22 protein-coding genes are annotated in these 21,476 nt (G+C 62.7%); 19 read left to right on the forward strand and 3 right to left on the reverse strand.

What is annotated here, in order from left to right:
- The first annotated feature begins 24 nt into the window (after positions 1–24).
- The 4 genes from DL1_RS08780 to DL1_RS08795 all read left to right on the forward strand — a co-directional run bounded on the left by DL1_RS08780 (position 25) and on the right by DL1_RS08795 (position 3,311).
- Positions 25–531, forward strand: a complete 507-nt coding sequence (locus tag DL1_RS08780) for a peptidylprolyl isomerase (RefSeq protein WP_038065024.1) — start codon at positions 25–27, stop codon at positions 529–531.
- On the forward strand, positions 524–1,114 hold the full coding sequence (locus tag DL1_RS08785; protein WP_038065026.1) for a peptidylprolyl isomerase: 591 nt from the start codon (positions 524–526) through the stop codon (positions 1,112–1,114). Before DL1_RS08780 ends, DL1_RS08785 begins: the two co-directional genes overlap by 8 nt.
- 253 nt (positions 1,115–1,367) lie before the next feature.
- Positions 1,368–2,897, forward strand: a complete 1,530-nt coding sequence (gene adh, locus DL1_RS08790; RefSeq protein WP_038065028.1) for an aldehyde dehydrogenase — start codon at positions 1,368–1,370, stop codon at positions 2,895–2,897.
- A gap of 78 nt (positions 2,898–2,975) precedes the next feature.
- Positions 2,976–3,311 carry a DUF779 domain-containing protein gene (locus DL1_RS08795; protein ID WP_081856293.1) on the forward strand — a complete coding sequence of 112 codons (336 nt, stop codon included), beginning with the start codon at positions 2,976–2,978 and terminating at the stop codon, positions 3,309–3,311.
- A gap of 6 nt (positions 3,312–3,317) precedes the next feature.
- Here DL1_RS08795 and DL1_RS08800 read toward each other — a convergent pair whose 3' ends face one another.
- Both DL1_RS08800 and miaA read right to left on the reverse strand, forming a co-directional pair.
- A complete protein-coding gene (locus DL1_RS08800; RefSeq protein ID WP_245739635.1) occupies positions 3,318–4,205 on the reverse strand; it encodes an AraC family transcriptional regulator in 888 nt (295 codons plus the stop codon).
- A gap of 103 nt (positions 4,206–4,308) precedes the next feature.
- Positions 4,309–5,187, reverse strand: a complete 879-nt coding sequence (miaA, locus tag DL1_RS08805; RefSeq protein ID WP_038065031.1) for a tRNA (adenosine(37)-N6)-dimethylallyltransferase MiaA — start codon at positions 5,185–5,187, stop codon at positions 4,309–4,311.
- 125 nt (positions 5,188–5,312) lie between these two features.
- On the opposite strand from miaA, the gene pyrH reads away from it, so the two are divergent.
- The 13 genes from pyrH to lpxB all read left to right on the forward strand — a co-directional run bounded on the left by pyrH (position 5,313) and on the right by lpxB (position 17,708).
- Positions 5,313–6,044 (forward strand): UMP kinase, encoded by a 732-nt coding sequence (pyrH, locus tag DL1_RS08810; RefSeq protein WP_038065033.1) that lies wholly within the window; start codon positions 5,313–5,315, stop codon positions 6,042–6,044.
- A 96-nt stretch (positions 6,045–6,140) separates the two neighbouring features.
- On the forward strand, positions 6,141–6,704 hold the full coding sequence (gene frr / locus DL1_RS08815; protein ID WP_038065035.1) for a ribosome recycling factor: 564 nt from the start codon (positions 6,141–6,143) through the stop codon (positions 6,702–6,704).
- Positions 6,705–6,724: 20 nt separating this feature from the next.
- Positions 6,725–7,483 (forward strand): polyprenyl diphosphate synthase, encoded by a 759-nt coding sequence (gene uppS / locus DL1_RS08820; RefSeq protein ID WP_081856294.1) that lies wholly within the window; start codon positions 6,725–6,727, stop codon positions 7,481–7,483.
- Complete coding sequence (locus DL1_RS08825; protein ID WP_038065038.1) at positions 7,480–8,277, forward strand: phosphatidate cytidylyltransferase; 798 nt, start codon at positions 7,480–7,482, stop codon at positions 8,275–8,277. The genes uppS and DL1_RS08825 overlap by 4 nt, the downstream gene beginning before the upstream one ends.
- 4 nt (positions 8,278–8,281) lie before the next feature.
- Positions 8,282–9,460 carry a 1-deoxy-D-xylulose-5-phosphate reductoisomerase gene (dxr, locus tag DL1_RS08830; RefSeq protein WP_038065040.1) on the forward strand — a complete coding sequence of 393 codons (1,179 nt, stop codon included), beginning with the start codon at positions 8,282–8,284 and terminating at the stop codon, positions 9,458–9,460.
- A gap of 3 nt (positions 9,461–9,463) precedes the next feature.
- Entirely contained in the window at positions 9,464–10,807 is a 1,344-nt protein-coding gene (gene rseP, locus DL1_RS08835) for an RIP metalloprotease RseP (protein ID WP_038065043.1), read from the forward strand.
- Positions 10,808–10,923: 116 nt separating this feature from the next.
- Positions 10,924–11,097 (forward strand): hypothetical protein, encoded by a 174-nt coding sequence (locus tag DL1_RS21560; protein WP_156022726.1) that lies wholly within the window; start codon positions 10,924–10,926, stop codon positions 11,095–11,097.
- Positions 11,098–11,342: 245 nt separating this feature from the next.
- Positions 11,343–13,580: an outer membrane protein assembly factor BamA gene (gene bamA / locus DL1_RS08840; protein ID WP_245739634.1), complete on the forward strand. Its 2,238-nt coding sequence runs from the start codon at positions 11,343–11,345 to the stop codon at positions 13,578–13,580.
- Between the two features lie 13 nt (positions 13,581–13,593).
- Positions 13,594–14,382: an OmpH/Skp family outer membrane protein gene (locus DL1_RS08845; RefSeq protein WP_081856295.1), complete on the forward strand. Its 789-nt coding sequence runs from the start codon at positions 13,594–13,596 to the stop codon at positions 14,380–14,382.
- 102 nt (positions 14,383–14,484) lie between these two features.
- Positions 14,485–14,946, forward strand: coding sequence for a 3-hydroxyacyl-ACP dehydratase FabZ (gene fabZ / locus DL1_RS08850; protein WP_038065048.1), 462 nt, complete (start codon positions 14,485–14,487; stop codon positions 14,944–14,946).
- 4 nt (positions 14,947–14,950) lie between these two features.
- The gene (gene lpxA / locus DL1_RS08855) at positions 14,951–15,748 is read left to right on the forward strand and encodes an acyl-ACP--UDP-N-acetylglucosamine O-acyltransferase (RefSeq protein WP_038065050.1); all 798 of its coding nucleotides are present in this window, start codon (positions 14,951–14,953) and stop codon (positions 15,746–15,748) included.
- Positions 15,745–16,563 carry an LpxI family protein gene (locus tag DL1_RS08860; RefSeq protein WP_038065053.1) on the forward strand — a complete coding sequence of 273 codons (819 nt, stop codon included), beginning with the start codon at positions 15,745–15,747 and terminating at the stop codon, positions 16,561–16,563. Before lpxA ends, DL1_RS08860 begins: the two co-directional genes overlap by 4 nt.
- Positions 16,560–17,708, forward strand: a complete 1,149-nt coding sequence (lpxB, locus tag DL1_RS08865; RefSeq protein WP_038065181.1) for a lipid-A-disaccharide synthase — start codon at positions 16,560–16,562, stop codon at positions 17,706–17,708. Before DL1_RS08860 ends, lpxB begins: the two co-directional genes overlap by 4 nt.
- 77 nt (positions 17,709–17,785) lie before the next feature.
- On the opposite strand, the gene mepK is transcribed toward lpxB, so the two are convergent.
- Positions 17,786–18,340 (reverse strand): peptidoglycan L,D-endopeptidase MepK, encoded by a 555-nt coding sequence (gene mepK / locus DL1_RS08870; protein ID WP_038065056.1) that lies wholly within the window; start codon positions 18,338–18,340, stop codon positions 17,786–17,788.
- A 323-nt stretch (positions 18,341–18,663) separates the two neighbouring features.
- Between mepK and DL1_RS08875 the strand changes: the two genes are divergently transcribed.
- Positions 18,664–20,304: a L,D-transpeptidase family protein gene (locus DL1_RS08875; RefSeq protein ID WP_081856296.1), complete on the forward strand. Its 1,641-nt coding sequence runs from the start codon at positions 18,664–18,666 to the stop codon at positions 20,302–20,304.
- 68 nt (positions 20,305–20,372) lie between these two features.
- Positions 20,373–21,473 (forward strand): UDP-3-O-(3-hydroxymyristoyl)glucosamine N-acyltransferase, encoded by a 1,101-nt coding sequence (gene lpxD / locus DL1_RS08880; protein ID WP_038065059.1) that lies wholly within the window; start codon positions 20,373–20,375, stop codon positions 21,471–21,473.
- Positions 21,474–21,476 lie beyond the last annotated feature (3 nt).

Consider the following 21,476-nt stretch of genomic DNA (forward strand, 5'->3'; position numbering starts at 1 on the left):
GCCGAATGCCAAAGGAGGTTACTCATGGCCGAGATTAAAGATCCGGAAAACACCATTATCATCGAGCTGAAGGATGGCCGGGTGGTCATCGAACTGCTCGCAGATGTTGCGCCTAAACATGCCGAGCGCATGAAGCAGCTTGCCCGTGACGGCGCCTATGACAACGTGGCCTTTCACCGGGTGATCGATGGCTTCATGGCCCAGACCGGCGATGTGGCTAATGCCAATATGGAAAAAGACTACAATCCGGGGCGCGCCGGAACGGGCGGTTCGAAATATCCTGACCTGCCTGCGGAATTCTCCAAACTGCCGCATGATCGCGGGACGCTTGGCGCTGCGCGCTCGGCCAACCCGAACTCTGCCAATTCGCAGTTCTTCATCAATTTCGGCGACAACCATTTCCTCAACGGTCAGTACACGGTCTATGGCCGCGTGATCGAAGGGATGGAGCATGTCGACAAGATCGCGCGCGGCGAGCCGCCGAAAAGCCCCGACCGCATGGTGTCGGTGAAGGTGGCCGCCGATGCGTAAAATTTCCCGTCGTACCGTTTTCGCCGCCGCTTTCGCACTCGCGGCCCCCGCAGCCTTTGCGCAGGACGCCGCCAAGGATGGTCCCGGCCCCAATCTCGTGCTTGAGATCGGTGGTTCGGTCACCGGCAAGGTCGTGATCGATCTCGACACGGCCGATGCGCCGAAATCCGCAGAGCGCCTAGAGAAGCTGGCCACTGAGGGCAAGTATGACGGGGTGGTCTTCCACCGCGTGATCGACGGCTTCATGGCGCAGACCGGCGATGTTCAGTTCGGCAAACGGGGTGGCGACACGTCGATGGCGGGGATGGGCGGCTCGAGCCTGCCCGATCTGCCCGCTGAGTTTTCGAACAAGCCCTTCGTGCGCGGCACGGTCGGCATGGCGCGCTCCTCCGATCCGAACTCGGGCAATTCGCAGTTCTTCATCATGTTCGCCTCCGCGCCCCATCTGGACGGGCAATATACCGTCGTGGGTCACGTGATCTCGGGCATGGATGTGGTCGACAAGATCAAGAAGGGCGATTCCGCGCAGAACGGCGCCGTTCAGGACCCCGATTACATCGTGAAAGCCACGGTCGAGAAATAACGCAGCCTGTCTAGGGCTGGAAGGCAGGGCCGGGGGCATTCCCCGGCCCTGCGTCGTTTTGCGCGCGGTTTTGGAGGCGCGCACGCGGTCGGGAGGGCGTCGGCCTGTATTCTGCGCGCGCACCTGTCTCAGCGCTGAGACAGACAAGCGGTCGAGGCCGCTTTGCCCCTCTAGTCTCAGGGCTTAGCTGCGTACACACTCAGAGCATGGCCCGCACCCCTCATCTGCGGGAAACACTCTGGGAGGAGACACCATGGCCAATGATATGGCATCTGAATTCAAGGGCATAATGACCTCGCCGTTCCGCGAGCGTTATGGCAATTTCATCGGCGGCAAATTCGTCGAGCCGAAATCGGGCAAGTATTTCGACAATACCACCCCGCTCACCGGCACCAAGATCTGTGAGATCGCGCGGTCCAACCACGAGGATGTGGAGCTTGCGCTGGATGCAGCCCATGCCGCCAAGGAGAAATGGGGCCATCAGATGTCGGCGACCGAGCGGGCCAATGCGCTGCTCAAGATCGCCGACCGGATGGAGCAGAATGCAGAGCTGCTGGCGGTCTGCGAGACTTGGGATAACGGCAAGCCGATCCGCGAGACGCGCGCCGCCGATATCCCGCTCGCCATCGATCATTTCCGCTATTTCGCGAGCGTCCTGCGCGGGCAGGAAGGCACGATGTCCGAGATCGACGGCGACACGGTGGCCTATCACTTCCATGAGCCGCTGGGCGTGGTCGGTCAGATCATCCCGTGGAACTTCCCGCTTCTGATGGCGGCGTGGAAGCTTGCGCCTGCGCTCGCGGCTGGCAACTGCGTGGTGCTCAAACCCGCCGAGCAGACGCCCGCCACGATCCTCGTCTTTGCCGAGATGATCGCGGATCTGCTGCCCGATGGCGTGCTCAACGTGATCAACGGGTTTGGTCTTGAGGCGGGCAAGCCGCTCGCGCAATCGCCGCGGATCTCGAAGATCGCCTTTACCGGCGAGACCACGACGGGCCGCCTGATCATGCAATACGCGACCGAAAACCTGATCCCGGTCACGCTGGAGCTGGGCGGCAAAAGCCCCAACATCTTCTTCTCGGATGTCTGCCGCGAGGATGATGCGTTCTTCGACAAGGCGATCGAGGGGTTTGTGCTCTTTGCGCTCAATCAGGGCGAGGTCTGCACCTGTCCGAGCCGCGCGCTGATCCAAGAAGACATCTATGACGAATTCATGGAACGCGCGCTACAGCGCACCCAGGCGATCATCCAGGGCGATCCGCGCGATGGCGCCACCATGATCGGCGCGCAAGCCTCGGCCGAGCAGCAGGAAAAAATCCTGTCCTATATGGATATCGGTCGCAAGGAAGGCGCCGAGATCCTGACGGGCGGCGAGGCGGCCGATCTGGGCGGCGAACTGTCGAACGGCTATTACATCAAGCCCACGATCTTCAAAGGCCACAACAAGATGCGGGTCTTCCAAGAAGAGATCTTCGGGCCGGTCGTCTCGGTCACCACGTTCAAGGATCAGAACGAGGCGCTCGAGATCGCCAATGACACGCTCTACGGTCTGGGCGCGGGTGTGTGGTCGCGCGATGCCAATACCTGCTATCGCTTCGGTCGCAAGATCCAAGCGGGTCGCGTCTGGGTGAACAACTACCACGCCTACCCGGCGCATGCGGCCTTTGGCGGCTATAAGCAATCGGGTATCGGGCGTGAAAACCACAAGATGATGCTCGACCACTACCAGCAAACGAAGAACATGCTTGTGAGCTACAACCCCAACAAGCTTGGCTTCTTCTGATCCGTACCCTCCCCGGAGCGGGGCTGCACCTATCAGGTGCGGCCCCCTTTTGGCATTTTGCAAAGAAGGAGCGCGGCAATGACCACAGTGTCAGCGACCCCGAGCGCGTTGAAGTTGATCGAAGAGATCGTGGCCGATCACGGGCCGGTCCTGTTTCACCAATCGGGCGGGTGTTGCGATGGCTCCGCTCCGATGTGCTATCCGCAGGGCGAGTTTCATCTGGGGGCAGGCGATGTCCACTTGGGCGATATCGGCGGAATGCCGGTCTATATTTCCGGGCCGCAATATGAGGCGTGGAAACATACCGATCTGATCATCGACGCGATTCCCGGTCTGATGGGCGGGCAGTTCAGCCTCGATAACGGGCGCGATATGCGCTTTCTGACCCGCTCGGAGATCTGCGAGCGGCCCTGAGCCGCCTTAGCCGTTGCGGCGAAAATCGACGGGTGTCTTGCCGGTCTTGGCGTGGAAGGCGCGGGTGAAATAGGCGGGGCTGGTATAGCCCAGCCGGGCTGCGATGTCCTTGACCGGAATCCGGGTGTCGCGCAGCAATTCGCGCGCCTCGTAGAGACGGCGCTCCTGCAGCATCTCGGAGGCACCTTTGCCGCAGCTCTCGCGGCAGGCGCGGGTGAGATGGGTGACGGTGACGCCCAGCTCTCCGGCCAGCTCCGCCACGCCTGTATGCGCGCGGAAGTCCCGCTCGACCAAAGCCGAATAGCGCGACACCAGACGGCGCGCAGCCGAGGGCTTGATCGCGGCCGTCTCGTTGCTGGCGATCTGGCGCTCGAGCCAGACGCTCACGAGGCCCAGCTGATGGTGCAGCGCGCGGTCCGCGGCGGGGCGGTCGCTGTCGATCTCGCGGCTGACCGCTTCGAGGATCGAGCCGATCTCGCCCTGCGCCACCGCATCGCGCACCCGCAGGTGATGAGCGGCATGGGGCAGCTCGATTTCGGTGTCGCGCCCGAAGAAGACGACTTGACCCTGCGGTTGCGATCCCAGCTCATAGGAATGCATGACGCCCGGCGGAATGAAGATCAGATTATTGGGGCCGTAGCCGCGTGTGACCCCGCCCAGCGTGACCCGGCCCTGACCGCGGGTGAACCACAAAAGGCAGGGCTCCGAGAGCGCGCGCATCGCCTCGACCCGCCAGCGCCCGGCCTTGGCCAGCCGGTTGAACGCGGTCACGCGGGGTTTGGTGAGGTTGGGCAGTTGAGGCTCGGTCGTCTGTGGCGCGGTCGCCATCGCCTGCGCCTTGCGGGGCGAGGGGGTCTGGAATTGCGACAGCGGCGGAGTGGAGAAAAGTTTCACTTATACGACCTATCCGATGAGCTTCGGTCCCGGAGACTACGCCTGTCGCCCTTTCAAACCAACAAATTTTCAACCATTCGCCTGCGGCCCTGTGGCGCGCGGGTCACGCGCACGCGATCTTGTGCCATGCCTTCATCCGACTACGAAACCAAGTGCGTTGCCGCTTGGCATATTGGCGGGAAGCCGCCTGTGCGCGGCTGCGGGCCTCGTCAAGCGAGAGGTCTCCGCGCAGATGGGCGATCAATTCCGGCGCCCCGATGGCCTTCGCCCAGAGCGCATCCGCGTCCCAGATCGATTCGACCGCGCGCACCTCGTCGAGCGTGCCCTGCGCGAGCATCTGATCGAAACGTCGGTCGATGCGTCGGGCCAGCCAGTCGCGCTCGGCCTCCAGCACCAGCGGCGCGCAGCGCGCCAGCGGCAAGAGCGGCGCGGGCGTGCGGTCTTGCCACGCGGCCAGCCCGTCTCCCGTCGTGCGCTGCACCTCCCAAGCGCGCTGCACGCGCATCGGGTTTTGCACATCTATCCGCGCCCGTGTGTCGGGATCGAGCGCGGCCAGCATGGGCGCTGTGCCGTCACGCGTGCGCAACGCATCGGCCTCGGCGCGGATCGCGGGCGGCGTGGCGGGGATCTGGGCCAGCCCTTCGGTAAGCGCCGTGAAATAGAGCCCCGTGCCGCCGACAATGATCGGGCGCGGCCCCTGATCGAGAAGCGCGGCGATCTCACGCAGCCACGCGCCCACGGAATACGCCTCGCCCGGCGCCTTGTGGCCGTAGAGCAGATGCGGGGCGCGGGCCTCTTCACCCAGAGAGGGGCGCGCCGAGAGCAGCCGCCAGCATGACCAGACCTGAAGCGCATCGGCATTCACCACGACGCCGCCTTGCGTCTGCGCGATCTCAAGCGCCAGCGCGGATTTTCCGCTCGCGGTCGGGCCTGCGATCAGGATCGGGGTGTGTGGCTCGATTTCAGGCAGGGATTGCAACATTTGGTCTCGTTCTGCGGATGTCTGCGCGCAACTGTCATATCGCCGCGCGCGAGAGGTTGAACCCGGCCCCCATTTGCGACATTTTGCCCCGCGATGACAACCGTCCGAGCCGAGGGGACACCACCATGAGCGACGAGACTCACCCGCAACCCAAATATAAGCGTGTCCTGCTCAAGATTTCGGGCGAGGCGCTGATGGGCAATCAGGGCTACGGGCTGCACCCGCCGACCGTTGCGCGCATCGCCCAAGAGGTCAAGTCGGTGCAAGAAATGGGCGTCGAGATCTGCATGGTCATCGGCGGCGGCAACATCTTTCGCGGGCTTGCGGGCTCGGCGCAGGGGATGGAGCGCACGACCGCCGATTACATGGGGATGCTCGCCACGGTGATGAACGCGCTTGGCATGCAGGCCCAGCTTGAAGCGCTGGGGCTCCATACGCGGGTGATCTCGGCGATTCCGATGGATGAGGTCTGCGAGCCCTATATCCGCCGCCGCGCCGTGCGCCACCTCGAGAAAAAGCGGATCTGCATCTTCGCGGCGGGCACGGGGAACCCGTATTTCACCACCGATACGGCGGCGACGCTGCGCGCCAATGAGATGAATTGCGAGGCGATCTTCAAGGGCACCAAGGTGGATGGGGTCTATGACAAGGACCCGATGAAATTCGACGATGCGACTCGCTATGACACCGTAAGCTATGACGAGGTCTTGCAGAAAAATCTGGGCGTGATGGATGCCTCGGCGATTGCGCTGGCGCGCGACAACAACAAGCCGATCGTGGTCTTCTCGCTTGACGAGCCGGGCGGCTTTCGCGGAATCCTTGCAGGGCAGGGCACTTACACGCTTGTTAAGGGCTAAGCGCGGGCAAGACGCGCGCACGCAAATGCTATCTTTCGCCTCGGCTCTGCGCTAAACCAAGCCCCGAGGCCGCAACCAAAGACGGAAAAAACAACAATGTCCGACGAGATTGAGATCGACACCGACGACCTTGAACATCGCATGAAGGGCGCCATGACCGCGCTCAAGCACGAATTCGCGTCCCTGCGTACCGGGCGCGCCTCGGCCTCGATGGTCGAGCCGGTAATGGTCGATGCCTATGGGGCGATGACGCCGATCAACCAAGTGGGCACGGTCAACGTGCCCGAGCCGCGGATGGTCACGGTCAATGTCTGGGACAAAGGCTTGGTCAACAAGGTTGAGAAGGCGATCCGGGAGAGCGGTCTGGGGATCAACCCGCAGACCAACGGCACGATCATCATGCTGCCGATCCCCGAGCTGAACGAAGAGCGCCGCCGCGAGCTGACCAAGGTCGCTGCCCAATATGCCGAGCATGCCCGCGTCGCGATCCGCAATGTGCGCCGCGATGGCATGGATCAGATCAAGAAGGCCAAGGCCGCTGGGATGTCGGAAGATGACGTGAAGTTCTGGGAGCAGAGCGTGCAGGAGCTGACCGACACCCATACCGGGCATGTCGACAAGGCGCTTGAGGAAAAACAAGCCGAAATCATGCAAGTCTGAGGCGAAAGGGCCCCTAAGCCATGGCGCTTCGCAAAGACAAGACGGATCGTAAGGTCGCGACATCCGAGATCACCGATTACGGTGTGCCTCATGTTGCCATCATTATGGATGGCAACGGGCGTTGGGCCAAGAAGCGCGGCTGGCCGCGTCTGGCGGGTCATCGCAAGGGGGCCGAGCAGATCAAGAAGATCGTGCGTGAGGCGCCCGATCTGGGCATCCGCTACATGACGATCTACGCCTTCTCGACCGAGAACTGGAAACGCTCGCTGATCGAGGTTCTGGGTCTGATGAAGATGTTTCGCTTCATGATCCGTCGGGAGGCCGATGCGCTGGCCGCCGAAGGGGTGCATCTGCGCTTCATCGGGGACCGCTCGCGGCTTGATCCGGCGCTGCGCGAGACGATGGACCAGATCGAGGACCGCACGCGCGGCAATACCCGCCTGACCTTGGCGGTTGCGATCAATTATGGTGGCCGCGATGAGCTGCGCCGGGCTGCGGCCCAACTGGCGATCGATCATGCGTCGGGCAAGATCGGCGCCGATGAGCTGGATGATGCCGCACTGGCCGCACGGCTCGACACCGCAGGCATGCCCGACCCGGATCTGGTGATCCGCACCTCTGGCGAGACCCGGATCTCGAATTTCCTCTCATGGCAGGCGGCCTATGCGGAATATGAGTTCACCGAGACGCTCTGGCCCGATTTCACGGTCGAAGAATTGACCGAGATCCTGTCGCGCTTTGGCAATCGGGACCGGCGCTATGGTGGGGTCAAGACGTGAGCACGCAGCGGCTTTCGGGCAAATGGGGCGATCTCGTGCCCCGGCTCAGCTCGAGCCTCGTGATGATCCTCGTGGGGGTCGCTGCGATCTGGTGGGGCGGGGCGATCTTTGCCGCGCTGGCCGTGCTGGTCTGTGGCGTGATGGTCTGGGAGCTGATCGTGATGCTGCGCCCCGAGCGTCCCGGCAAGGCTATAGGCATGGGGCTGGTGGCTGCCGCCCTTCTGACGCTGGTCTTCGTGCTGCATGAGCCGATGGGACTGGTCTATCTGCTGATCGTTCCGATCATGACGGCGGTGATCGCAACGGGGCGGCGCATGGTCGGGGCGGGCTATTCTCTGGCGCTGATGCTCACCGGCTACGGGCTGGTCGCGCTGCGCGAGGGTGCGGGCGTGGGGGCGATCACATGGATCGTCGCAATCGTCGTTGTCTCTGATATTTCAGGATATTTCATCGGTCGCCTCGTGGGTGGGCCAAAATTCTGGCCGCGGATCTCGCCCAAGAAAACATGGTCGGGAACCGTTGCCGGCTGGGTCGGTGCGGTGCTCGTGGGGCTGGTTTTCGTAGAGATCGGTGCCAGTTGGCAGATGCTCTGGATCTCGCCGCTTCTGGCCTTCGCGGGCCAGCTGGGCGATATCGCGGAAAGCGCGCTCAAGCGGGCAGCGGGCGTGAAGGACAGCTCGACGCTGATCCCCGGCCATGGCGGCGTGCTGGATCGCTTCGATGCGCTGACGGGCGCTGTGATCGTGCTGATCGTGCTGAGCCAGTTTATGCCCCTGCCTTTGTCGGGGCTTTGAGCGGATGCGCAAGATTTCGATTTTCGGAGCGACCGGCTCCATTGGCGAAAGCACGTTCGATCTGCTGATGCGGCAGGGCGGGCCGGAGGCGTTTCACACGGTCGCTTTGACCGGCGGGCGCAATGTCGCGCGGCTGGCCGAGATGGCCATCGCGCTGCGCGCCGAGATCGCGGTGACCGCGCATGACGAATGCTATGATACGCTCAAGGCGGCGCTGTCGGGCCATAAGATTGCCGTGGCATCCGGCGCGCAGGCGCTGGTCGAGGCCGCGCACCGTCCTGCCGATTGGGTGATGTCGGCGATTGTGGGCTCGGCGGGGCTCGCGCCCGGCTTTGCGGCGCTCTCGCAGGGACGCACGCTGGCTTTGGCCAATAAGGAATCGCTGGTGACGGCGGGGCCGCTTCTCTTGGCCGAGGCGCGCGCGCATGGGGCCACGATCCTTCCGGTGGACAGCGAGCATTCGGCGATTTTCCAGGGGCTCGTGGGCGAGGATATCGCCGATGTCGAGCGCATCATCATCACAGCCTCTGGCGGCGCGTTTCGCGATTGGCCGATGGAAAAGCTGGCGCAGGCGAGCGTGGCTCAGGCCTCGAGCCATCCCAATTGGGACATGGGTCAGCGGATCACTATCGACAGTGCCTCTATGTTTAACAAGGCGCTGGAAGTTATTGAGGCAAAAGAGTTCTTTGCCGTAACGCCCGATCAGATCGAGGTCGTGGTGCATCCGCAATCCATCGTCCATGCGCTGGTCGGCTTTCGCGATGGCGGGTTGATGGCGCATATGGGCGTGCCCGATATGCGCCACGCCATCGGCTATGCTCTCAACTGGCCCGCGCGGCGCGAACTCCCCGTGGCGCGCCTCGATCTCGCAGCAATCGGGCAGTTGGATTTCCGCGCCCCCGATCCCGCCCGCTATCCCGCGCTGCGTCTTGCGCGCGAGGTGATGGAGATCGGCGGGCTGGCGGGGGCTGCGTTCAACGCCGCCAAGGAAGCTGCGCTCGATCTCTTCATTGCGGGGCGGATCGGATTTCTCGACATGGCACGTTTGGTTGAACAGGTTTTGTCCGAGATGTCGGCACGTCAGGGGCTTGGAACTGCCGCAATTAGCCTCGATAACGTGTTGGCCACCGATGCCGAGGCCCGGCGTCTGGCTTTCGCGATTTGCGATCAAGGAAGGACGTAACCTTTGGATCTCCTGCCCCAGTTTGGCAATCTGCTTTACACCATCGTGGCCTTCGTCGTCGCCTTGTCGATCATCGTGGCGGTGCATGAATATGGCCATTACATCGTCGGGCGCTGGTCTGGGATCAAAGCTGAGGTGTTCAGCCTTGGCTTTGGCCCTAAGCTGATCTCGCGGGTCGACAAGCATGGTACGCGCTGGCAGATCGCGGCGATCCCGCTGGGTGGGTACGTCAAGTTTCTGGGCGATGCGAATGCTGCATCAGCAGGGGCCGACGATGCCGAGATGGCGCAGCTCACCCCCGAAGAGCGACGCCACACGATGCATGGTGCCCCCCTGTGGGCGCGGGCGGCGACCGTTGTGGCGGGGCCGGTTTTCAACTTCATCTTGTCGATCATCATTATCACGGGCCTGTCGATGTGGACCGGGCAGGCGACCGACACGCCCGATATCGACGCGGTGGTCGCTTTGCCGCAGGGCGCGGGCGGCTTGCAACATGGCGACCGCATTATTGCTGTGAACGGGATCAAGACGCCCGATTACGCGGCGCTCGATCAGGCGGGCGGCGATCTGCCCGCAGGCCCCGATCTGACCTACACGGTCGAGCGCGATGGTCAGCAACAGCAGGTGAGCGGCCCGCAATTGGTGCCTGCGCGCTTTGACGGAATCGCGCCCAACTCTGCCGCCTATGATGCGGGGCTCGCGCCGGGCGATGTGATCACCGCAATTGACGGCACGCCGGTCTGGCGTTTCTCGGCGCTGCAAGAGGCGGTCAAGACGGGCAAGGGCGCGCCGATCGCTCTGTCGATCTGGCGTCCCGAGGCGGGCGGCCAAGGCAAGCAGTTCAACGTCACGCTGGTGCCGCGCAAGACCGATCTGCCGGGGCCGGCGGGCGGCTTTGAGACCCGGTTTCTGATCGGGGCCACGGGCAGCTACATGTTCACGCCGGTGACGATGCCGGTGGGGCCGTGGCAGGCGCTCAAGGGGGGCGTGCAATCGACCTACGGCATCATCGCACAGTCGATCTCAGGCATCAAAGCGATGATCGAGCAGCAAATTTCTTCGTGCAACCTCTCGGGCGCTCTGCGGATCGCCGAGACTTCGGCGGCGGCGGCCAAGTCGGGCCCGTCCAGCTTCATCTGGTTCATCGCGGTGCTCTCGACAGCGGTTGGGTTTCTCAATCTCTTCCCGATCCCGGTGCTCGATGGCGGCCATCTGGTGTTTCACGCCTATGAGGCCGTCAGGGGCAAGCCGCCCTCGGACCGGTTGATGAACCTGTTCATGTCGGTGGGGCTGGCGCTGGTGGCCACGTTGATGCTGTTTGGCTTGTGGAACGATCTCACCTGCTGAGCGCGCCTGTCGGTCGGGGCCAATGCCTTGATTTTGCCACTTTTGCCCCGAGTTTGCGCCATTTTCCCGCGCTAGACCAAGACCCATCTGCCGCATGTGCAAGGGAAGGGTCTGGAATGGATGCTGTAATCTCTGAGAGCTACCGTGGATTTGGTGTGCTCATGGGCTTGATGCTCGACCGGCTTCTTGTGCCAGTGGCGATTTTGGTGGCGCTGGTCGGTGCCGCCATCATCGGACTGCAACTCTCGCAGATGCTCGGAATCCATGGCGAGTATTTCTATCGCATTTGAGCGCCTGTAAATCTTTCGATCACTTGTGGCCCCTGCGTAACCAACCGCAAATTCTTGCGCCAAAGCCCCCCCGCACGCTTTGACAAGATCGACCCGCTTCGGTACTCACTCTCCAAAGAAAAGTGAATTTCCGGCGGGAGAGGGCGATGTCGAACAGCTTTCAGAAAATGCGCAAAATCTGCGCCACGCGGTCCCTCCTACGGAGTGGAGCGGTTTTTCCTGCGGTAGCAATGGCTTGGATGGCGATGCCACAGATAGCCCAAGCGCAGCAATACAGCTTCTCCTCGGTCAAGGTCGAAGGCAATACGCGCATCGAGCCTGCGACGATTCTGAACTATGCGAGAATCGCCCGCAATAAGCCGGTTTCCGCCGCCGATCTGAACGCTGCCTATCAGCGGATTTCGGGCTCGGGGCTGTTTGAAGCGGTCTCGTTGACGCCTGAGGGCAGCACTCTGGTCATCAAGGTGCAGGAATATCCCACCGTCAGCGTGATCAATTTCGAGGGCAACAAGATTATCAAGGACGCGGCGCTGGGGCAGATTATTCAGTCGCGCCCGAACCGCGTCTATAACCCGGCCGAAGTTGAGGCCGATGCCCAGCGTCTGTCGCAGGCCTATGCGCAAGATGGCCGGATGGCGGCGCGCGTGACCCCCAAGGTGATCCGCCGCGACAATAACCGCGTCGATATCGCCTTTGAGATCAAAGAGGGCAAAGTGACCTCGGTCGAGCGGATTACCTTCACGGGCAACCGTTCCTATTCCGATCGTCGTCTGCGTCAGGTGCTCGCGACGAAACAGGCGGGGATCTTCCGCACCTTCGTCAAGAACGACACGTTCAATCCCAATCGCGTGCCGCTGGATCAGCAAAAGCTGACCCAGTTCTATCAGGCGCGCGGCTTTAAGAACGTTCAGGTGACGGGCGTGTCCTCGCAGATGACGCGCCAGCGCGATGCGTTCTTTATGACCTTCAACGTGATCGAAGGGCAGAAATACCACTTCAACAACGTCTCCACCGTCTCCGAGATTCCGGGGCTGGATGCTGCGGCCTATGACAAGCTGGCCCGCATTGGTAACGGTCAGACCTACTCGCCGCAGGCGATTGATCTGGCCGTCACCCGGATGGAGCAGCAGGCGATCAAGGATGGCGCGCAGTTTGTCCGCGTCGATCCCCGCATCACCGAAGATCCGCGCACCCAGTCGGTCAATGTGACCTTCGCGCTGGTTCGTGGCCCGCGCGTCTTCGTGCAGCGCATCGATATCGAGGGCAACACCTCGACGCTTGACCGCGTTGTGCGCCGCGAGTTCCGCACGGTTGAAGGCGACCCCTACAACCCGCGTGAGATCGCGAACGCCGCCGACCGCATTCGCGCCACCGGTTTCTTCAAAAACGTTGATGTCTCGACCAAAGAGGGTTCCTCGCCCGATCAGCGCGTGATCGACGTCAATGTCGAAGAGCAGCCTACCGGCTCGCTTGGTTTCGGCGCATCTTTCTCGAAAACCGACGGGATTGGTCTGAATGCTTCGCTTCAGGAAAGCAACTTCCTGGGTCGGGGTCAGTTTCTTGGCCTGTCGCTCGGCACCACGTCGGACAACAAGACCTCGGGCATCAAGTTCGTTGAGCCGCGCTTCTTGGGTCGGAACGTGAAATTCTCGTTCAGCGGGATCTACAACACCTCGAGCGACGCCTCGAATACCAATTTCGACACCAAGCGGCTGTCGATTTCTCCGGCATTCGAATTCCCGGTCTCCGAGCGTGGGCGCCTTGAAGTGCGCTATAAGGTCGGTCAGGACGAGATCAGCAATGTTGATGCGGGTTCCTCGCCGATCCTGCAGCGCGAAGAGGACACTCTCGGCAAACAGACCTATTCGGGCCCGGGATATACCTACACCTACGACACGTCGATTGATCAGATCGATCCGCGCTACAACATGAAGCTCTCGTTCTCGCAGGACTTCTGGGGTCTGGGCGGCGATGTCGATGGCGGCATCACCTCGGCCAAGATCCAAGGCGAACGCAAGATCATGAACGAAGAGGTCACGCTGCGAGCCTCGCTTGAAGCCGGTGCCGTTCACACGGCGGGCGGCACAACGATCCTGCAACGCTACAATGGCAGCCAGGTGCGTGGCTTTGAAAGCTACGGCATCGGTCCGCGCGACCTCAGTGCGGGCAATCAGGACGCGCTTGGCGGGAATTACTACTGGGCCAGCAAGGTCGAGGCGCAATTCCCGATCGGTCTGCCCGAGGAATATGGGATCACCGGCGGTGTGTTCTGGGATGCAGGTTCCGTCTGGGGGCTGAACGACACGCTGGGTGTTGGTGGCGCTGAGGTCGACGATTCCATGCATGTGCGCTCGTCGGTCGGTGTGTCGATCTTCTGGAACTCGGGTATCGGCCCGCTGCGCCTGAACTTCGCCAAGGCGATCAAGAAAGAAAGCTATGACAAGACGCAGCCTTTCGATCTGACGCTTTCGACGCAATTCTGATCGGGTGACCGGGATGAAAGGCGTATACGCTCTGGCTTTGGTGTTGTCGGGCTTCGCCGCACCGGGCTGGGCGCAGGAGGCAGCGGACGGCTCTGCGCCTGCGGCCACGTCTCAAACCCCGGTGCTGACCCTCGATTGGGAGCAGCTTTACAACAATTCGCTCTGGGGCAAGCGGGTGGCGCGCGAGATCGACAAGGCCTCGTCGGATCTGCGCACCGAGAATAACCGCATCGCCAGCCAGCTTGAGGCGGAAGAGCGCGATCTGACGGAGCGGCGTCCCAAGATGGCGCCCGCCGATTTCCAGAAAGCCGCCGATGCTTTCGACAAGCGAGCCACCGAGATCCGCGCGGCCCAGAAGGCCAAGGCGGATGCGGTGCAGCGCCAGCTCAATGATGAACGTCAGGGCTTTGTCCAAGCGGTGATGCCCAAGCTCGATGAGGTGCTGCGCGCGCGCGGGGCCGAGGTCGTGCTTGATTCCCGGGTGATCATTCGGGGCCTGTCCTCCGCGGATGTGACCGAGCAGCTTGGCAAGCGGATCGACCGTGAAGTGGGAGATGGGGCAGGGCGCGTGCCGGCCTCTGTGCCCGAGCCCGGCAGCAGCAATAGCGCCAGCCCTTCGCCCGCCGATGCGCTGCCCAGCGACGGCACCTCGGATACGGGCACGACCGATCAGGGCGGCGTTTTCGTCGATGATAGTCCCAATCTCAAGCCGCAGACTGGCGCGGATCCCGCACTGGAAGGCGGCAGCGCGCCGAAAGCCTCGCCGCCGCTCGGTCTGCCCATGCCAGATCCCCAGAACTGAGACCGGTTTCGTAAGCTTGCCAACCGTGCATTCGATTGTTAGCAACAATCCGAAAGAAGCGGGCTGCGTTCCTTGCTGCCTGATCCGAAGGAGCCATTCCCCATGACCGAACCTGCCCCTTATGATTTTGCCGATCTGGCCCTCATCAAGCGGATCATCCCGCATCGCTACCCGTTCCTGCTGATCGACAAGGTGCGCGACATCGTTCCGAACAAAGGCGCGGTTGGCATCAAGAATGTCACGGCCAACGAGCCGCATTTTCAGGGCCATTTCCCGGACGAGCCGGTGATGCCCGGCGTGACCATCGTCGAGGCGATGGCGCAGACTTCGGCGGTCGTGGTGGGGATCTCCACCAATTCGATCGACAAGGAGCTGGGCACCTATTTCATGGCAATCGACAAGTGCAAGTTCCGTCGCAAAGTGGTGCCGGGCGACGTGCTTGAGATGCATGTCAACGTGTTGCGCGGTGGCGGCAAGGTGTGGAAATTCGAAGGCCGGGCCACGGTGAATGGCGAGTTGGCGGCGCAGGCCGAGTTCACCGCGATGATGGATCTCAAGGGGTAGGCGCATGAGCATCGATCCCAGCGCGCAGATACACGCCTCGGCGGTGATCGAACCGGGCGCCGTGATCGGGCCCGACTGCGAGATCGGCCCGTTTTGCGTGATCGGCCCGGACGTGGTTCTGGATCGCGGCGTCGTGCTGCAATCGCATGTCGTCATTCAGGGCGCGACCGAGATCGGCGCGCAGACCCAGATCTTTCCCTTCGCCTCGATTGGTCAGATCCCGCAGGATCTGAAATTCAAGGGCGAGAAGACGCGGCTCAAGATCGGTGCGCACAACCGGATCCGCGAATATGTGACGATGAATACCGGCACCGAAGGCGGTGGTGGGCTGACCCAGATCGGCGATGACGGGCTGTTCATGTCATCGTGCCATGTCGGGCATGATTGCAAGATCGGTGACCGGGTGATCTTGGTGAACTCGGTGGCGCTGGCCGGGCATTGTACGCTTGAGGATGACGTCATCGTCGGCGGCGTTTCTGGCATCCACCAATGGGTGCGCATCGGGCGTGGCGCGATCATTGGGGCGCTTTCGATGGTCACCGCCGATGTGATCCCCAATGGGCTTGTGGCCGGGCCACGGGCCGGGCTTGAGGGGCTCAACCTCGTCGGGCTGAAACGGCGCGGGGTCTCGCGGGCCGAGATCGCGGCGCTGCGCTCTGCCTTTTCCGAGCTGTCCGGCGGCAATTTCCGCGAATCTGCGCGCCAGATGGCAGAGGGCCCGATTGAGGGGGAACATGTCCGCGAGATGCTTGATTTCATCCTTGGTCCGTCCGACCGCAGCTTCCTGACGCCGCAGAAATGAGTGCACAATCCGACATCGCCCTGATCGCGGGGCAAGGGGGGCTGCCCGGGCTTGTGGCCGAGGCCGCACCGGGGCTTTTGGTTTGCGAGATGGAGGGCACGCCCAGTGAGATCGGCACGCCCGAGACCTTGCGCTTCCGCATTGAGCGGCTTGTGCCGTTTCTCGACTCGCTCACGGATCGTGGGATCAAGCGGGTGGTCTTTGCCGGTGCGATCCAGCGCCCGCGTGTGGATGTCGAGATGATCGATCCGCGCTCGGCCCAGCTTGTGCCGCAGCTTGCCGTGGCGATGCAGACGGGTGACGACGCGACGCTGCGCGCGGTGATCGAGATCTTCGAGGATTTCGATTTCGAAGTGATTGGCGCGCATGACATCGCGCGCGATCTGGTGCCCGAGGCGGGGCTGTTGCTGGGCGATCCGAGTGCGTCTGAGCGCGCGGATGTCGAGCGGGCAGCCGCGATTGTCGCGGATCTGGGACGTGCCGATATCGGTCAGGGTGCCGTGGTTTCAAACGGTTTATGCGTCGCGGTCGAGACCCTTCCGGGAACCGATGCGATGCTTGAATTTGTCAAACATCACAGGGCTTTGCGCGCCGATCTTCCGGCGCGCTCCGGGGTGTTTTACAAAGCCCCCAAGCCCGGTCAGGACCGCCGCGCCGATCTGCCGACCATTGGTGTTGCCACGGTGAGACACGCCGCTGAAGCGGGCCTTCTTGGTATCGCGTTTGAGGCCGGTGGTGTGATGATCATCGAGCGTGACGCCGTGATTGAGGCCGCGCGCGAGGCGGGTCTGTTTCTTTGGGCGCGCGCGTCATGAAGCTGTTCGTCATCGCGGGCGAGGCCTCTGGCGACAAGCTGGGGGCGGCTCTGATGGCGGGGCTGTCCGAGCTTTCCCCCGGGATCGACTGGGCGGGCGTCGGCGGGCCGGAAATGGCCGCGCAAGGGCTTGAGAGCATCTTTGCGATGGAAGAGCTGTCGGTCATGGGGCTGATGGAGGTTTTGCCGAAATACCGCCAGCTCAAGGCGCGGATCGCTCAGACCGCCGAGGCGGTGATCGCGGCAAATCCCGCAGCCCTCATCACCATCGACAGCCCGGATTTCTGCCTGCGTGTGGCGCGCCTTGCGCGCGCCCAGCGGCCTGATCTCAAGGTGATCCATTACGTGGCGCCTTCGGTCTGGGCATGGCGTCCGGGCCGGGCGGCCAAGATGGCCAAAGTGGTCGATCACGTGCTGGCCTTGCTGCCCTTTGAGCCGCCGCTGATGGAGGCCGCGGGCATGAGCTGTGATTTCGTGGGGCATCCGGTCGTGGCCGAGCCGCGCGCCACCCGTGCCGAGGCAGAGGCCTTCCGCGAGACCCATATGATCGGGGCCGATCAACCGCTGGCGCTCTGCCTTCCCGGCTCGCGCACGGGCGAGGTCAAGCGCTTGGGCAAGCGCTTCGATGAGGCGCTGATGCAGTTGCGGGATCGTGAGCCGGGGCTGCGCGTGGTGCTGCCCACGGTGCGCGGGGTGGCGGGAATGGTGCGCGAGATGACCGCGCGCTGGCCGGTGCCGCCGATTGTGGTCGAGCAACCCGAGGACAAGCGCGCGGCCTTTGCCGCCGCCGATATTGCGCTGGCGGCGTCGGGCACGGTGAGCCTTGAGTTGGCGGCCAGTCGGGTGCCGATGGTGATCGCTTATGATGCGAATTTCGTGACATGGCATCTGATCTGGCGCTTGCTGCGCATCGATACCGTGACGCTGGTCAATCTTGTGTCTGACACGCGCGCGGTGCCGGAATTTCTGGGGCCGGAGTGCAAGCCGCGGGCCATCGCGCAGGAGATGCTCGAATTGCTGGAGCTGCGCGACAAAAGCGAGGCGCAGCGCGCCGCGATGGAGCTGACGATGGAGCGTCTGGGCGAGGGCGGCGAGGCGCCGGGCCTGCGTGCGGCCCGGTCTGTGCTGGAATTCCTCGCGAAGTAGCGCGTCTCTCTTAGCTGTTGGACAAGAAAAAACGCCGCGAGGCGGCGTTGTTTCAGCGTCTGGTGGAGCAGATCGGCTCAGGCACCCCAATGGCGGACGGGGCCGCAATCCATATGCACGAAGTTGGAGCGGGAGTATTTGCCCACGCCACCCGCATGGCAAGCCGCTGCCGCGCGATACATCTGGTTGACCGAGCGCGACTTGAGCCGCAGATCGGTGGCCTGACCCTGCATGTGGAGCGAGTTCTTCGCCACGCCTTTGGAGCGCGAGCGCAGCATCGCATTGGTCTTGGGCGAGCGATAGCCCGACAGCAGCATATAGGGTTCGTTGATATCCATCAGATTATGCGCTGCGGCCGCGATATCGATCGTGCGGGCGTCAATCGTCTTGAGCTGGTTGGTGCGCCAGTCGCGCGCGAAATAGGTGATTTCCTTGAGCGCGTCGGGGATATATTCCCCTTCGATCCAGTAGACCGTGTCGAGGCTTTCGCCAGTCCGCCCGTTATACATTCGGATGCGACGGATATCGCCTGCGCCTTTGAGGAAGCCGAATGCGCTACTCATTGTGGGCGCGGCTGTAACCATGGTTGCAGCAAAGGCACCCAAAAGCCCGCGGCGGGAAATCGTCGTCATGCTCACTGTCCTGTCTTGCCTGTCGTTTCGTTTCCATCCTGTTGGCCGGACGGCTCACCAAATCGTACCCCAAACACGTGCGAAATTATGCCATAGACCGAAGGAGCGATAAAGAAACCATTTGAGCCAGCGAGGTGCCGCGACGCCGATCGGCAAAATATTGCCAGTTCCGCCCTTGTTCCACTTGGCTTGGCGATGTTGCGCGCCTGCATCTTTTGGGCCGTCCCAGGGGCATTGAACCATGAATTGGTAAAGCTTTTCTGGACAGCCTCGTCCAAGTTTGAAACATCTCGGAAAAGACTTTTTATTATCGAGGCTTGGAAATGGCGACAGGAATTCGCGTGATTGCTCTGGCGGCATCCGTGTCGGCACTGGCATTCGGGGCCTTCGCACAGGGTACCGCCCAGATCGCGGCTCAGGGGGCAATGTCTCCTGTAAGCGGCGTCGAGCTGAGCGGATTCACGCAGGCCATTGCCGAGGCCGCGGCCTCTGATCCGGCGCTGGCGGGGTTCTATGCCGCGCGCGATTATCGCCCGATCTGGACCTCGCAGGACGATCAGGCGCGCCGGGCTGCGCTGTTCTCGGCGCTCGATCGCTCGGGCGAGCAGGGGCTGCCACAGGGGCACTATGACCCGGATGGCTTGCGCGCGCGTTTCGCTGCGGTGCAATCCGAGCGTCAGCGCGGCTTGCTTGAGGTCGAGACCAGCAAGGTCTTTCTCGAATATGCCCATGATGTCTCGCATGGGGTGCTTGATCCGAACCGGGTTCTCTCGGAGATCAAGCGCGAGCCGATGCGCGCCGATCCGCAGCTGCGCCTGACCGCGTTCGCTGCCAGCGGCAATCCGGCCCTGTTCCTGCGCGAGCTTGCGCCGCAGATGCCGCAATATGCGCAGTTGCTGAAAGATAAGCTCGATCTGCAGGCGCAGATTGCCGAGGGCGGCTGGGGCGACAAACTGCCCGCCGGAAAATTGCAGCCCGGAGAACAGGGGCCTGCGGTGATCGCGCTGCGCAATCGCTTGCAGAAGATGGGTTATCTGGGCCGTTCGGCCACGGCCCGGTTTGACGGCGATATCCAGAAGGCCGTGCAGAGCTATCAGGCCGATCAGGGGTTGACGCCCGACGGGGTCGTGGGCGAGAGCACGCGCGAGGCGCTCAATACCTCGCCTGAGGACCGGATGAAATCGGTGCTGGTTGCGCTTGAGCGGCTGCGCTGGATGAATGGGATCGATTTTTCGGGCCGCTATATCTGGGTGAATATCCCCGATTTCTCGGTGCGCGTCGTCGATAATGGCAAGACCACCTTCCGCTCGGTTACCGTCGTGGGCCAGTCGAGCGCTGACCGCCAGACGCCGGAATTTTCCGATGAGATGGAGCGGATGGTGATCAACCCGTCCTGGCATGTGCCGCGCTCGATCGTCACCAAGGAATATCTGCCGCAGATGCAGCGCAACCCGAATGCCGCCGGACAGTTGCAGCTGATCGACAGCCGCGGTCAGGTCGTGCCGCGCTCGGCGGTGAATTTTGCCGCCTATAACGCGCGCAACTTCCCCTTCGCGATGAAGCAGCCACCCTCGACGCGCAACGCGCTGGGGCTGGTGAAATTCCTCTTTCCCAATAAGTGGAATATCTATCTGCACGACACGCCCTCGAAATCGCTGTTCAACAAGGAAAGCCGGGCCTTCAGCCATGGCTGCGTGCGCGTCGGTAAACCCTTTGATCTGGCCTATGTGCTGCTCGGCGCCCAAAGCCCCGATCCCAAGGCAGAGTTTCAGCGCATCCTCAATACGGGGCGCGAGACCGTGGTGCCGCTCAAGCAGCCTGTGCCGGTTCATCTGGTCTATTTCACCGCCTATCCGACGCCGACCGGCCATGTCGAATATCGCCGCGACGTCTATGGACGTGACGGACGGATTTTCGAGGCTCTCGCGCGCGCCGGGGTGGAATTGCCCGGATCTAAGGGTTAGATCGAACGGGTAAGGGGGGGGACCTAAGCCCCGCCGACCGTTGCCCAACGATACGAAGGACGTGCCCCATGTCGCAGACCATTGCGCAAATCGCCAAAGCGCTTGATGCGCAAGCCGTGGGGGATCTTGAGATCTCGGTTACCAGTGCAGCCGAGCCCGCCAGTGCCGGGGCCGATCAGATCGCGCTTGCGATGAGCTCGAAATATGCCGAAGGCCTCGCCCAAGGATCCGCGCGCGCGGCCTTGCTGTGGGAGGGGGCCGATTGGCAGGCATACGGGCTTGAGGCCGCGATCTTCGTGACCCGCCCGCGTCTGGCGATGGCGGGGCTGTCGAAGGCCTTCGATCCGGGCCCCGAGATTGCGCCGGGCATTCACCCCTCAAGCCTCGTCGATCCATCGGCCCAGATCGCGCCGGGCGCGGCGATCGGGCCCTTCACGGTGATCGGGCGCGATGTGGTGGTCGGGCCGAATGCGCGGATTGCCAGCCACGTGACGATTGCCGAGGGCGCACGGATCGGAGCGGATGCCCTGATCTTGGCCCATAGCCATATCGGGGCGGGTGTGATCGTAGGTGACCGGCTGATCTGTCAGCCCGGAGCCAAGATCGGCGCTGATGGGTTTTCCTTTGTGACGCCCGAGACCTCAACGGTTGAAGAAGCCCGCGCAAGTCTTGGAAAAACCAACGAGATTCACGAACAAAGCTGGGTGCGTATCCACTCGCTCGGCAGCGTCGAGATTGGCGATGATGTCGAGATCGGTGCCAATAGCTGCATCGACCGGGGCAGCGTGCGCGCGACCTCGGTGGGGCATGGCACCAAGCTCGATAATCTCGTGCATGTGGCCCATAACGTGCAGGTCGGGCGCGATTGCCTGCTCTGTGCGGGCGTGGGCGTTGCAGGTTCGTCGAAGATCGGTGACCGCGTCGTGCTGGCGGGGCAAGTTGGCGTGTCTGACAATGTCTTTATTGGCGATGACGTGGTGACGGGCGGTGGCACCCAGATCTTTACCAATGTGCCCTCGGGCCGGGTGATCTGGGGCAGCCCGGCGGTGAAGATGGATCAGCAGATCGATCTCAACAAATCTGTGCGTCGCTTGCCAAGATTGTTTGCACAAGTGGCGGAACTTCGGGAAACTGTTACGCGACTCACGCAAAAGGGTGGCACGGAGTAACCG

The organism is Thioclava dalianensis (assembly GCF_000715505.1).
Classification (GTDB): Bacteria; Pseudomonadota; Alphaproteobacteria; order Rhodobacterales; family Rhodobacteraceae; genus Thioclava; species Thioclava dalianensis.